Source organism: Corynebacterium nuruki S6-4, from assembly GCF_007970465.1.
GTDB lineage: Bacteria > Actinomycetota > Actinomycetes > Mycobacteriales > Mycobacteriaceae > Corynebacterium > Corynebacterium nuruki.
The window spans coordinates 2540474-2553127 of the sequence record NZ_CP042429.1 but is presented as its reverse complement, the minus strand read 5'-3'; the positions used below and the strand labels follow the sequence as shown (position 1 = coordinate 2553127).

The window sequence follows — 12654 nt, the reverse complement described above, 5'->3', positions numbered from 1 at the left end:
CGACGAACATAGTGCGGTCAGTGGCCCGCACCCCGGGCCCACCGCACGTCGGCCCACACGCCCCGGTGATCGGACCCGGGCACGTCGACGGTGCCGCCGGCCAGGCAGTCGCCACCGCGCACCAGGATGTGGTCCAGTCGCGCCACCGGCCAGGACGCCACCCCCGCGGCCGGCCAGGTCGGCGCGGCGAGCATCCCCGAGGTCGCACCCGTACAGTCCGACAGACCGTCGGTGAGCCGCCGGAACTCGGGATGCGCACCCGAGGCATTGAGGTCACCGGCTATGAGCAGGGGTGTGGTGGCCGCCCGGCCCGCGACCCGGTCCCGCAGGTCGTCGAACTCCCGGGTCCAGCCGGCCACGAGCTCCCGGTTGAACGGGGCGTTGGTGTGCACTGCGGTCAGTGTCGCGCCGGAGCGCACCCCGGCGACGGGCATCTGGTGTCGGGTGAGGTGAGCGTCGTAGGCGGGGAACGGTGCACCGGAGATCTCGTCCGGCGGCAGGAGGAGCGCAGTCCCGCCACCGCGTGATCTGGTGGAGACCGGCAGCACGCTGCGCAGTCCGGTCACCTCCGCCACGGCCGCGGCCTCGGCGGTGGAGGTCTCGAGCAGCATCACGGCGTCCGGTCGCAGGTCGCGGGCGATGTCGGCGAGTGCGGTACGGTCCGCCTGGTGGTACCAGGTGTTGACCGACAGCACCCGGAACGTGCCGGGGGCCCTGTCACGGGTGCTGTCGGGGAGCCCGGCGGAGCGCCCCGCATGGTCCAGTGCCGCCGGCGCGAGCCCCGCCGTGACGAGAACCCCCGCACCGAGCACGACGACCGGGACGGTGCGACCCGCGCGCACCCCCGCCCCCGTCACAGCGACGACCGTCAGCGTGGCGCCCACCGGCCAGGACGCCTGGGCGACGGGGACGGACCACGCGAGGGCGTCCGGCAGGGCGGCGGTGAACCGGCCCCACAGCGGGGCGGTCGCCCACACCAGGCAGAACGCCGACAGCACGACCGCGCCCCACCGCAGGACGCGGCCCGACCGGGTCGGAAAGGTCGGCCGGGTCGGCCGGGTCACAGCGCTACTGCTCCGCCCCGATCGCGGCGGCCGCCGCCGGGTCACAGTCGTTGACGAGGTTGAGGCAGCGGATGTACTCGTCCTCCTCGCCGATGGCCTGGGCGCAGACCGCGAGCATCATGATCGCGCGCAGCACCCCGCGGTTCGGCTCATGCGACCACGGCACCGGGCCGGTGCCGCGCCAGCCGTTGCCGCGCAGGGCGTCCAGCCCGCGGTGGTAGCCGGTGCGGGCGCAGGCGTAGGCGGTGATCTTCTCGCTGGGCGTCCCGCCGGCGGCGAGGTGGTGCGCGGCGAGTTCCGCCCACACCCCCGAATCCTTCGGGTTCGCCACGGCGAGCTTCTCGAGCTCCTCGACCGACTCGCCGCCGGTCGCGGCGGTGGCCAGCTCCTCGGGCAGCCGCACCTCGGGGTGCTCGGCGCCGAAGAGGTCCCGGCCCTTCCGGATCTGCTCGGCCATTACTTCGTCACCGAGGTCCCGACGGAGTGCAGGTCGGTGCAGGCCTCCACGACGCGCTCGGACATGGCCTGCTCCGCCTTCTTCAGGTAGGAGCGCGGGTCGTAGACCTTCTTGTTGCCGACCTCGCCGTCGACCTTCAGGACGCCGTCGTAGTTGGCGAACATGTGGCCGGCGATCGGGCGGGTGAAGGCGTACTGGGTGTCCGTGTCGACGTTCATCTTGATCACGCCGTAGCGCAGCGCCTCCTCGATCTTCGACTTCTCGGAGCCGGAGCCGCCGTGGAAGACGAAGTCGAAGGGCTGTGAGCCCGCCGGCAGGCCCAGCTTCTCCGACGCGGTCTTCTGGCCCATGTCCAGGACCTCCGGGCGCAGCTTCACGTTGCCCGGCTTGTACACGCCGTGAACGTTGCCGAAGGTCGCGGCGAGGATGTAGCGGCCGTTCTCGCCGGTACCGAGGGCGTCCACGGTCTTCGCGAAGTCCTCGGCCGAGGTGTAGAGGTTGTCGCCGGCCTTGGCCTCGACACCGTCCTCCTCACCACCGACGACGCCGATCTCGACCTCGAGGATGATGTTCGCCGCCGCGCACTTCGGCAGCAGGTCCTTGGCGATCTCGAGGTTCTCGTCGATCGGGATGGCCGAGCCGTCCCACATGTGGGACTGGAACAGCGGATCCTCGCCGGCCTCCACCCGCTTGCGGGAGATCTCGAGGAGCGGCCGGACGTACTCGTCCAGCTTGTCCTTCTGGCAGTGGTCGGTGTGCAGCGCGATGTTCACGCCGTAGTGCTTCGCCGCGGAGTGGGCGAAGGCGGCGAGGTTCTCCGCGCCGGCGACCTTGTTCTTCACCGAGAGGCCGGAGCCGAACTCGGCGCCGCCGAGCGAGAACTGGATGATGCCGTCGGATTCGGCGTCCGCGAATCCCTTGAGGGCCGCGTTGATCGTCTCCGACGAGGTGCAGTTGATGGCCGGGAAAGCGAAGCCGTTCTCCTTCGCGTTGTCCAGCATGTCGCGGTAGGCGGCGGGGGTGGCGATGGGCATGGGTATTCCTCCCTGCAGGGGTCGCGTGGTCTCCCCCAGTATGCCCCCACCACCGCGCTACGCGCTGTCCGACCCGCCTGTCGTGTCCGGTCCTCCCCCCGGAAGGACGGAGACTTTCGCCGCCGCCTCCATGAGCATCCACCCCGACAGCTGGACCGACAGGTCCCGCTCCGGGATGTCCGCCGCCCCGGGGTGCCCCGCCAGCACGGCGCCGAGCGGGCTGCCCGACTGCGGCAGGACGGCGTCCTGCGCCCAACCGGCGGGGAACACCGGCAGGCCGTCCATCTCCAGACGGTGGTGCCACACCGATTCCGCCGAGCGCAGCACCAGCCGCCGTGCCAGCCGACGGGTCGACCGGCTCAGCCGGTCGTCGCTGGGCAGGTCGGTGGCGACCAGCGCCAGGTACCGGGCCAGGATCCCCTTCGACAGGCCGTGGTCACCGCCGTCGGCGTGCCAGTCGATGACACCCCCGGGAGTGGTCATGTGCCGCGAAATGCTCTCCACCAGGTGGTGGACCCGGGTGATGGCCGTCATCCCCGTCTCGTCCACCGCGGCATCGGCGACCCCGGCATCGGCGCGCCGCGCCCGGGCGATCTCCACCAGGGCGCCGAGCACGATGCCCTGGTTCGCCGCCCGGATCTCGTCCACCCGCTCCGGCCCGGAGAGCGTCATCCGCAGCCCGTCGGTGATGAGCCCGTCGGCGTCCACCAGGTGGGTGTATATCCAGTTGAGCAGCTGCGCAGCCAGTTCCGGACGCCCCGACCGGGCCGCCAGGACCGCGACCGGACCGTTGGTGGGGACGTTGTAGTAGGTGTCCCCCGGCGTCCACGGCAGAACGCCGGTGAGATCGTCCACCCCGGCGAAGATGTTCTCCTGCAGTCCGTGCAGGTACCGGACCTTCCCGTAGCGCTCCAGGTGGTGCACCCGTTGCAGGGCGAGGGTCAGCCACGCCTTGTCGTCGTAGTCGGTGTACTTCGGCAGCGGCCCCAGATTCCGGATCCGCACCGCACGCACGGTCCGGCGGATCATGCTCAGCCGCGATTTCCGGGAGCGTCGCTCGGCGGCGTCCGCCTGGCAGTCGAGGTACTGGGCCTGCCAGTCGATGTGCCAGTGGTAGAAGAGCTTGTCACGGGTCGTCGGCGGCCAGGAGACGACCGCCAGGTTGGTCCGCGGGATCGCCCACAGTCGGCTGCAGTGTCGTTCCTCGACGGCCTGCTCGGCCAGATCGGCGCGGTGGTCCCAGCGTTCTTCCATGCGCGCCAGCCTACCGGGCGGCGGTCCCGCTGCTGTTCCCGCTGCCGCTCACACCGCAGCTACCAGGCGTCGCGCAGGTCCGCGTGCTGCCGGATCCAGGTGTGCATGGCGATGCCGGCGGCCACGCCCGCGTTGATCGACCGGGTGGAGCCGAACTGTGCGATGGACACGGTCATGGCCGCCGCCTCCTGCGCCTCCGGGGTCACCCCCGGACCCTCCTGACCGAACAGCAGCAGGCAGCGTTCCGGCAGCTCGGCGGTCTCCAACGGCACCGAGCCGGGCGTGTTGTCCACCGCCACGACCGTCAGGCCGTGCGCGGCGGCGTAGGCCGTCACCGAGGGGGTGTCCGGATGGTGCAGCAGATGCTGGTAGCGGTCGGTCACCATCGCGCCACGCCGGTTCCACCGCTTCCGGCCGACGATGTGGACCGTGTCGACGGCGAAGGCGTTGGCGGTCCGCACGACGGTGCCGATGTTCGAGTCGTTGCCGAAGTTCTCGATGGCGATGTGCAGCGCGTGGCGGCGGGTGTCAATGTCGGCGACGATCGCCTCCTGCCGCCAGTACCGGTAGGCGTCCACGACATTGCGCCGGTCACCCTCGGCCAGCAGCGCCGGATCGTAGCGGTCGGCGTCCGGACCGGTCAGCGGATCCGGGAGGCCCGGGTGCTCCTGCTCCCACGGGCCGACCCCCACCGGGTGCTCGAACCACTCCGTCGGCCCCCTGCCCGGTTTCGGCTCCTGCGGTGCGGTCCGCTCAGTCACGGGGACGCTCCCCCGGGGTGCCGGCGACGGCCTCGACGAGCAGCAGCTGGGCCGCGACATAGGTCGCCATGACCAGGCCGTCCGCCACGCCGTCGAGGACCCGGACCAGCGGCCGGTCGCCGGTGAGGAAAGCCTGCCGGGCGAGGATGAGCCCGTCCGAGAGGACGAACAGGCTGCCGCCCACCGCCGCCGGCGTGGTCTCCCCCTCGTCGGCGGCGAGGGTGGAGGTGGTGGCGAGCAGGGACCCGTAGCCGACGGCGGCGGGCAGCGCGGACCGGGCACCGGTCGCCGCGGTCACGATCCCCGAAACCAGCACGGGCAGGCGCAGTGCGACGGCGGTCCGCGTCGGGCGGTGCCCCTGCGACCACAGGCGGGTGATGTAGGCCGCCTGGTTGACGGCGAACGCGGCGGAGCCCCGGTTGAGGTTCCGGGCGCGTACCGACGGGTCGTCGCTGCGTCCGGCCGCCCCCATGAGGATGACGTCGCCGAGCCAGCCTCCGGCGAGACCGGCGAGCAGGACGGGGGACCGCCGCACCCCCGGGACCGCGGCGGCGAGCAGCGGCATGAGTGCGGGTTTCACCAGCCGGGTGAGGCGGTCACCACGGCGTCCGGCCGCGGCGGCGGCGACGGAGACCGCACCGGCGGCGAGGTAGAGCTTCTTCACGGTCCATCCTCTCGGTTTGCCGGGTGTCCCGGGGCGTCCCCGGTTTTTCACACCTCCGGCGCTGCCCACTGTATGAGACATGCAGGTCAGAGCGTTTCCCGCCGACCAGTTCCGCCGGCGGAGGTGTGAAAAACCGGGGCGCGGGGGCGGAGGGGGCGGAGGAACGGTCAGGCGGGGTCAGGCGGGGGCAGGGTCGGGCGGGGTTCTCAGGCGAGGCCGAGGTCCGCCAGGCCCAGCAGGCTGCGGTACTCCACACCCTCGGCCTCGATGACGTCCTTCGCCCCGGTCGCCCGGTCCACGACGGTGGCGACACCCACGACCGTGGCGCCCGCCTCCCGCACGGCGGCGACCGCGGTGAGCGGGGAGTTCCCGGTGGTGGTCGTGTCCTCGACGACCAGCACGCGCTTGCCCTCGATGTCCGGCCCCTCGATCCGACGCTGCATGCCGTGCTTCTTGGCCTCCTTGCGCACGACGAAGGCGTCCACACCCTCGCCGGTGTGCATGACGGAGGTGGCGACCGGGTCGGCGCCGAGGGTCAGGCCACCGACGGCGACATAGTCCCAGTCGGCGGTGAGCTCACGGAGCAGTTCCCCGATCAGCCGCGCGGACTCCCGGTGCAGGGTCGCGCGCCGCAGGTCGACGTAGTAGTCCGCCTCCTTCCCCGAGGACAGGATGACTTTCCCGCGGACGACGGAGAGTTCGGTGACCAGCTCGGCGAGGCGGTGCAGCTTCTCGGCGTTGACGGTGGGGGTGCTCATGGGACGTGCCTTTCGATGTGGATTGTCAGAAGTGTTGCGGTCAGTCGTCGGCGCTGCCGCGGTTGCCGGGGTTGTCAGGGTCATGGAGGTCGTCCGGGTCGACGATCTCGGCGTCCACGACCTCGTCATTGTCCTCGCCGTCGTCGGAACCGTCGGAGTGACGGGCGTCCGGGGCGCGGTGCCGGCCCTGCGGGGCGCTCAGTTCCGGGATGTCCCCGGCCCACCCGCCGACACCGGAACCGTCGGCATCGCCGCCGTCAGTGCCGTCGCTGCCGTCGCTGTCGTCGCTGCCGTCGGTGAAGATCGTGGCCTCGCTGTAGCCGCGGACGATACGGGGCGCATCCGACGACGGATCAGCTGTGTGGGCACCCCGGCCCTGCCGGGGCCGGGCGTCGTCGTCGCCGACGACCGGGATGCCCTCCTGGGTCTCGTCCGGATTCCAGAGATCCGCGGCGGCATCCGACATCCCGGACGTGTCGCCGAAGTTCCGCGCCTCCGAGCGGGTGGGGAAATCCACCGGTTCCGTGGGCCGGTTGACATGCACCGACGGCGACGGTTCCTCCGCGGCGGCCTCCGCCGGCTGCACTGTGTCCGGAGCGCTGTCCGGACTTGTGTCCGGCTGCGGGGCATCGGGGACCGCGCGGAGATGCCCGCGGGCGGCGGGCTGCTGCGGGGACCCGGCGGTGCCCGGTGCACCGGCCGCGTTTCCGGCACCGTCAGCGCCGTCAGCGCCGTCAGCACTGTCGCCGGAACCACCGGCGGCGAGGTCGACATGTGCACCGGAGGCCGGACGGGGCCGGGTGGGATCGGCCGTCGGCATGGCGAGTTCCGTGCTCGTCACCCGGGGCGGGAGCACCCGCGCGGCGTCCCCGAGCAGGGCGAGCTGCGGCAGCATCCGCTCCGAGACCTCGGCTTCGGCCCGGCCACTCAACTGGGCGACGAGCCACGCGCCGGAGAACACCACGTCGCAGGCGTAGGGGGCGAGGTCACGGAGGGTGCCGGTCACCCGGGCGTCCAGCATCCGGTCGAGTGCCCGGTTGTCGGTGGAGTAACCGGTGAACGGCGGGCAGTCGCACAGTTCGGAGTGCCGCATCCCCGCCGGCATCGCCGCGACCGTCGTGAAGTGGACGTCGACCGGGGAGGACTCGGACCGGCGCAGGGCCACCAGGGTCGTCCCCGCCACGTCGGCGATGTGGACCTGGTGACCGTCGACGAAGCCCGAGACGAGATCCCGGGCGGGCGGATCCACCCGGTCCGGGGAGATCTGGTGGAGCAGGCTCACCGGCCATTCCGGGGTGAGGTAGCGGTCCTCCCGCGTGTACTCGAAGCCGTGGGCGGCGGCCCACTGACGTCGGGCACGGCGCCCCGCGAGGCTGGTGTGCCCGGACGGTGCCGGTGCTGCCGGAGCCGCCGGGGCCGGTTCGGACGTCGGCGCCGGGGCCGCTTCAGGGGCCGGTTCACGGGCGGCCGCGACCGGTTCCGGTTCAGCCGCAGGGGCCGGCACCGGATCCGCATCCGGGACCGGATCCGCCGGGCCGGCGACTGCGGCGTCTCCGGTGCCGGTGGTACCGGCGTCCGGAATCCCCCGGTCAGCTCCGCCGGTGACCGGGACCGGATCCCCGTCCGGCAGCGGTTCCGGTACCGACGGCACCGACCGTGACCACCGCCCGGCCACCGGGCCGGGGGCGGGGACGGCGGTGGCGTCCGGTGAGCCGGTCGGCTCTGCTGCTCCGGACGGACCGGACTTCTTCGAGGCACGCAGGAACAGGCCCGCGGCGAAGATCAGCAACGCGAGCCCGAGCACGATGGTGAGGACGGCGACAGGCATCATGCACAGCATAGTGGAGGACCGGACAGGTCCTCCCGACCGGAGGTCACTGGTTGTCGGCGGCGTAGGCCTCGTGGTCCAGCAGTTCGCCGGCCTCGGTGACCTTCACCTCGTACAGCCAGCCGGCCTCGTAGGGGTCCTCGTTGATGACGCCCGCGTTGTCCTCGAGACCCTCGTTGACCGCGGTGATCTCGCCGGAGACCGGGGCGTAGATGTCCGAGACGGACTTGGTCGACTCGACCTCACCGTAGGGCTCACCGGCCTCGATCTCGGTGCCGACCTCCGGCAGTTCGACGAAGACGATCTCGCCGAGTGCCTCGGCGGCGATGTGGGTGATGCCGACACGGACGGTGTCACCGGCGTTGATGTCGGTCGAGTTCACCCACTCGTGCTCCTCGGAGTACAGGCGGTCAGTGGGAAGTGCAGTCATGGTTTTCTCCTCAGTCGGTTCGGGTCGAGCTTACTTTTCGCGGCTGTAGAACGGCAGCGCGACAACGGTGTAGGGGTAGGCCTTGCCGCGGATGTCCACGGTGACGGTCGCACCCTCGGCGGCGGCACCGCCCTCCGCCGCCGCGTCGGTGGTGACGTAGCCCATCGCCACCGGGTAGCCCAGGGTCGGCGACAGGGCACCGGAGGTGACCTCGCCCAGCCGGTTGCCGTCGGCGTCGAGGATCGGGTACCCGCCGCGGGCGGCGCGCTTCCCCTCCCCGACCAGGCCGATGCGGATCTGGGTGGTGCCCTTCTCCTTGGCGGCGAGGATGGCGTCCCGCCCGACGAACTCGTCCTTGGACTTCGTCGCGGCGAGCACACCGAGCCCGGCGTCCACCGGGGTGAGCTCGCGGGACAGCTCGTTGCCGTACAACGGCATGCCGGCCTCCAGGCGCAGCGTGTCGCGGGCGGCGAGACCGCACGGCAGGACGCCGTCACGCTCGCCCGCGGCGAGCACGGCATCCCACACGGCCTTCGGGGCGGCGCCGTCGGCGCCGTTATCGACGAAGATCTCGAAGCCGTCCTCACCGGTGTAGCCGGTGCGGGCGATGAGCGCCGGGACCCCGGCGATGGTGCCCGCGAAGGCGGCGTAGTAGCCGAGACCGGCGACCGCGGCGGCGACGGAGTTGTCGTCGGAGGACGCCCCGGAGGCCTCCGGGGCGTCGGTGACCTCGTCGATGATCTGCAGCATCACGTCGGCGGCCTTCGGGCCCTGCACGGCGATGAGGGAGACCTCGTCGGTCCGGTCGGTGACGGTGACGTCGAAGTCGGCGGCGCGCTCGGTGAGCGCGGCGAACACGGCCGGGGCGTTGCCGGCGTTCGGGATGACGAGGTAGTCGTCCTCGCCGAGGTGGTAGGTGATGAGGTCGTCGATGATGCCGCCGTCCTCAGTGCAGATCATCGAGTACTTCGCCTTGCCGATCTTCACCGCGGAGATCCGGGAGATCAGCGCGTGGTCGAGGTAGGCGGCGGCGTCCGGCCCGGTGACCCGGACCTCGCCCATGTGGGACAGGTCGAAGACGCCCACGGCCTCGCGGACGGCGCGGTGCTCCTCGAGCTCCTTGCCGTACTTCAGCGGCATGTCCCAGCCGCCGAAGTCGGTGAACCGGGCGCCGAGCGCCTCGTGGACGGCGTGGAGTGCGGTTTCCTTACTCATTGTTCTCCTCGGTGTTCTCTTCGATATCGAAGGCGGACAGCGGCGGGCAGGAGCAGACCAGGTTGCGGTCGCCGTAGGCGTCGTCGATGCGGCGGGTGGCGGGGAAGTACTTGTCGCGGCGCAGCGAGGCTACCGGGAACACGGCCTTCTCGCGGGAGAAGTGACCGCCGGAGACGGCCGTCTCGAAATCGTCGCGGACGACGGACTCGGCGGTGAACGGTGCGTGGCGCAGCACCGAGTCCTCCACGGCGACGTCCCCGGCGATGATCTCGTCGATCTCGGCGCGGATGGTGGTCATCGCGGTGATGAAGCGGTCCAGCTCGCCCTTGTCCTCCGACTCGGTGGGCTCGACCATCAGCGTCCCGGCGACCGGGAAGGCCAGCGTCGGGGCGTGGAAACCGAAGTCCATGAGCCGCTTGGACACGTCCGCCGCGGTCACGCCGGACTGCTTGGTCAGCTCACGCAGGTCGAGGATGCACTCGTGGCCGACGAGGCCGTGGTCCCCGGTGTAGAGCGTGGGGATGACGTCGGCGAGCCGGCGGGAGATGTAGTTCGCGTTGACCAGCGCCATCCGGGACGCCTCGGTCAGGCCCTCGTCACCCATCATCGCGATGTAGGTCCAGGAGATCGGCAGGACGCCGGCGGAACCGTGCACCGCCGCGGAGACCGGGCGACCCTCGTCGACCGCCGGGGCGACCGTCGGGTCGCTCCACGGGTCGGACGGCAGGAACGGGATGAGGTGCTCGGCGACACACACCGGGCCGACACCCGGGCCACCGCCACCGTGGGGGATGGTGAAGGTCTTGTGCAGGTTCAGGTGGCTGACGTCGCCGCCGAAGTCACCCGGCTGCGCCAGACCGACCAGGGCGTTGAGGTTCGCCCCGTCGATGTACACCTGGCCGCCGGCGGCGTGCACCTTCGCGCACACCTCGCCGACCTGGGCCTCGAACACGCCGTGCGTCGACGGGTAGGTGATCATGATGCCGGCGATCCTGTCGCCGTACTTCGCGATCTTCGCGTCGAGGTCGTCGACGTCGATGGAACCGTCGTCGGCGTTCTTCACACCGACGACCTTCAGACCCGCCAGGGCGGCGGAGGCGGCGTTGGTGCCGTGGGCGGACGCCGGGATGAGGACCAGCGTGCGCTGGTCGTCCCCGCGGGACAGGTGGTAGCGGCGGATCGCCAGCAGGCCGGCGAACTCACCCTGCGACCCGGCGTTGGGCTGCACGGAGACCGCGGCGTACCCGGTGATCTTCGCCAGCCGGTCCTCCAGGTCGGCGATGAGCTCGAGCCAGCCGGTGGCCTGGTCCTCGGGCACCAGCGGGTGGATCCCGGCGAACTCCGGCCAGGTGATCGGCTCCATCGAGATCGCCGCGTTGAGCTTCATGGTGCAGGAGCCCAGCGGGATCATCGTGCGGTCCAGCGCCAGGTCCCGGTCGGCCAGACGGCGCATGTAGCGCATCATCTGGGTCTCGGAGGACACGGAGTGGAACACCGGGTGGGTGAGGATGTCGTCGGTGCGCAGGATGCCCGACAGCGGGCCCTCCGTGGCGTCGAACGAGGTGGTGTCCACCGCGACGTGGGCACCGGCGATGACGCGCACCAGCGCGGCGATGTCCTCGTCGGTGGTCGATTCGCCGACGGAGACACCCACGTGGGTCCCGTCCACCAGCCGCAGGTTGAAGCCCTCGTCACAGGCGGCGGCGACGACCGAGGCGGCGTCCTCCACCTCGGCGGTGACCGTGTCGAAGAACAGGTCGGACGCCAGGGTCAGGCCTTCGCCCGTCAGGCCGACGGCCAGGGCGACGGCGCGGCCGTGGATGCCCGAGGCGATCTCCCGCAGGCCGGCCGGACCGTGCCACACGGCGTAGAAGCTGGCGACGACGGCGAGCAGCGCCTGGGCGGTGCAGATGTTCGACGTCGCCTTGTCGCGGCGGATGTGCTGCTCACGGGTCTGCAGCGCCAGGCGGTAGGCCGGGGTGCCGTCGGCGTCGACGGAGACGCCGACGATACGGCCCGGCATCTTGCGCTGGTACTCGGTGCGGCACGCCAGGAAGGCGGCGTGCGGGCCACCGAAGAACAGCGGGACGCCGAACCGCTGGGCCGAGCCCACGGCGATGTCCGCACCGGCCTCCCCCGGGGACTGGACGAGCACCTGGGCCAGCAGGTCGGCGGCGACGGTGACCAGACCACCGCGGTCGTGGACGGCGGCGATGACCTCGGCGAGATCCTCGCGCAGCTCACCGGTGGTGGCCGGGTTCGAGATCACAGCACCGACGATCTCGCCCTCGTAGGCGGCGACCGTGGCGGCGTCCACCGCGGTGATGACCACCGGGATGTCCGCGGCGGCGGCGCGGGAGAGCGTGACGTTGAGGCTGGAATCGTGGAGGGCCTCGTCCAGCAGGACGACGCCACCCTTCTTCGCCACCTTCGCGTTGATGCGGGCCATCATCTGGGAGGCCTCGGCGACGGCGGTGGCCTCGTCGAGCAGCGAGGCGTTGGCGATCGGCAGGCCGGTGAGATCCTCGACCATGGTCTGGAAGTTCAGCAGGGCCTCGAGACGGCCCTGGGAGATCTCCGGCTGGTACGGGGTGTAGGCGGTGTACCAGCCCGGGTTCTCCACGATGTTGCGGCGGATGACCGCCGGGGTGACCGTGTCGTAGTAGCCGGCACCGATGAGCTGCTTCTTCAGCGTGTTCTTCGACGCGAAGCCGTGGAGGGCCTCAAGGGCCTCCGGCTCGCTGAGGGCGGGGGCGAGACCGATCGGGGCCGTCTGGGCGATGGACGCCGGGACCGCGGCCGCGGCGAGGGCCGCCGTGGACTCGTAGCCGAGGGTCGCGAGGATGGCTGCGGTATCGGCCGCGTTCGGGCCGATGTGCCGCTGGTAATGGGGGGCTGCCATGTCTTCTTCTTCCTACGCGTCACCGGCGGCGGATGCCGGCAGTTCCGGTGATGCTTCGCATGGAGGGGCGGGGGACAGAATCAGGCGCGGATGTCGCCGGTGCCGGACATGCCTGTTGTCGGGCATACCGGTGACGGCGTCCACGCGGTGGACGGTGTCCTCCCCACTCTGTCGAGGGTGCCTGAGAGCTTCAGCATGACCACGCTGGTGTGCTTTCGAGGGTGCCTTTCTCCTTCGGCGGCCGGTCACGGACGACGGTGACCTGCTCTTTCCAGAGTTGCCTCACT

Annotated in this window: 11 protein-coding genes and 1 riboswitch; all 11 genes read right to left on the bottom strand. The window is 71.4% G+C overall.

Annotated elements, in window-relative coordinates:
* Positions 1–17: 17 nt before the first annotated feature.
* The gene (locus tag FSW06_RS11355) at positions 18–1064 is read right to left on the bottom strand and encodes an endonuclease/exonuclease/phosphatase family protein (RefSeq protein WP_010120390.1); all 1047 of its coding nucleotides are present in this window, start codon (positions 1062–1064) and stop codon (positions 18–20) included.
* Positions 1065–1068: 4 nt separating this feature from the next.
* Entirely contained in the window at positions 1069–1521 is a 453-nt protein-coding gene (locus FSW06_RS11350) for a DUF3151 domain-containing protein (protein WP_010120391.1), read from the bottom strand.
* Complete coding sequence (gene fbaA, locus FSW06_RS11345; protein ID WP_010120392.1) at positions 1521–2555, bottom strand: class II fructose-bisphosphate aldolase; 1035 nt, start codon at positions 2553–2555, stop codon at positions 1521–1523. The genes FSW06_RS11350 and fbaA overlap by 1 nt, the downstream gene beginning before the upstream one ends.
* A 57-nt stretch (positions 2556–2612) precedes the next feature.
* Positions 2613–3809: a hypothetical protein gene (locus FSW06_RS11340; protein WP_010120393.1), complete on the bottom strand. Its 1197-nt coding sequence runs from the start codon at positions 3807–3809 to the stop codon at positions 2613–2615.
* A gap of 59 nt (positions 3810–3868) precedes the next feature.
* On the bottom strand, positions 3869–4570 hold the full coding sequence (locus tag FSW06_RS11335; RefSeq protein ID WP_010120394.1) for a TrmH family RNA methyltransferase: 702 nt from the start codon (positions 4568–4570) through the stop codon (positions 3869–3871).
* Entirely contained in the window at positions 4563–5234 is a 672-nt protein-coding gene (locus FSW06_RS11330) for a lysoplasmalogenase (RefSeq protein WP_010120395.1), read from the bottom strand. Before FSW06_RS11330 ends, FSW06_RS11335 begins: the two co-directional genes overlap by 8 nt.
* 206 nt (positions 5235–5440) lie before the next feature.
* Positions 5441–5992: an orotate phosphoribosyltransferase gene (gene pyrE / locus FSW06_RS11325; RefSeq protein ID WP_010120397.1), complete on the bottom strand. Its 552-nt coding sequence runs from the start codon at positions 5990–5992 to the stop codon at positions 5441–5443.
* Between the two features lie 40 nt (positions 5993–6032).
* Entirely contained in the window at positions 6033–7823 is a 1791-nt protein-coding gene (locus FSW06_RS11320; protein WP_158005216.1) for a type III secretion system chaperone family protein, read from the bottom strand.
* Between the two features lie 43 nt (positions 7824–7866).
* On the bottom strand, positions 7867–8250 hold the full coding sequence (gene gcvH / locus FSW06_RS11310; RefSeq protein ID WP_010120402.1) for a glycine cleavage system protein GcvH: 384 nt from the start codon (positions 8248–8250) through the stop codon (positions 7867–7869).
* 30 nt (positions 8251–8280) lie between these two features.
* A complete protein-coding gene (gcvT, locus tag FSW06_RS11305) occupies positions 8281–9465 on the bottom strand; it encodes a glycine cleavage system aminomethyltransferase GcvT (RefSeq protein WP_010120404.1) in 1185 nt (394 codons plus the stop codon).
* The gene (gene gcvP / locus FSW06_RS11300) at positions 9458–12367 is read right to left on the bottom strand and encodes an aminomethyl-transferring glycine dehydrogenase (protein WP_010120406.1); all 2910 of its coding nucleotides are present in this window, start codon (positions 12365–12367) and stop codon (positions 9458–9460) included. Before gcvP ends, gcvT begins: the two co-directional genes overlap by 8 nt.
* A gap of 158 nt (positions 12368–12525) precedes the next feature.
* A riboswitch (glycine riboswitch) is annotated at positions 12526–12652 on the bottom strand.
* Between the last annotated feature and the right edge of the window lie 2 nt (positions 12653–12654).

Bases quoted from the DNA above. Each gene is read 5' to 3' on its own strand.
- fbaA (WP_010120392.1), bottom strand. From the start codon at position 2,555: ATGCCCATCGCCACCCCCGCCGCCTACCGCGACATGCTGGACAACGCG.
- gcvT (WP_010120404.1), bottom strand. From the start codon at position 9,465: ATGAGTAAGGAAACCGCACTCCACGCCGTCCACGAGGCGCTCGGCGCC.
- gcvH (WP_010120402.1), bottom strand. From the start codon at position 8,250: ATGACTGCACTTCCCACTGACCGCCTGTACTCCGAGGAGCACGAGTGG.
- pyrE (WP_010120397.1), bottom strand. From the start codon at position 5,992: ATGAGCACCCCCACCGTCAACGCCGAGAAGCTGCACCGCCTCGCCGAG.
- FSW06_RS11320 (WP_158005216.1), bottom strand. From the start codon at position 7,823: ATGATGCCTGTCGCCGTCCTCACCATCGTGCTCGGGCTCGCGTTGCTG.
- gcvP (WP_010120406.1), bottom strand. From the start codon at position 12,367: ATGGCAGCCCCCCATTACCAGCGGCACATCGGCCCGAACGCGGCCGAT.
- FSW06_RS11340 (WP_010120393.1), bottom strand. From the start codon at position 3,809: ATGGAAGAACGCTGGGACCACCGCGCCGATCTGGCCGAGCAGGCCGTC.
- FSW06_RS11350 (WP_010120391.1), bottom strand. From the start codon at position 1,521: ATGGCCGAGCAGATCCGGAAGGGCCGGGACCTCTTCGGCGCCGAGCAC.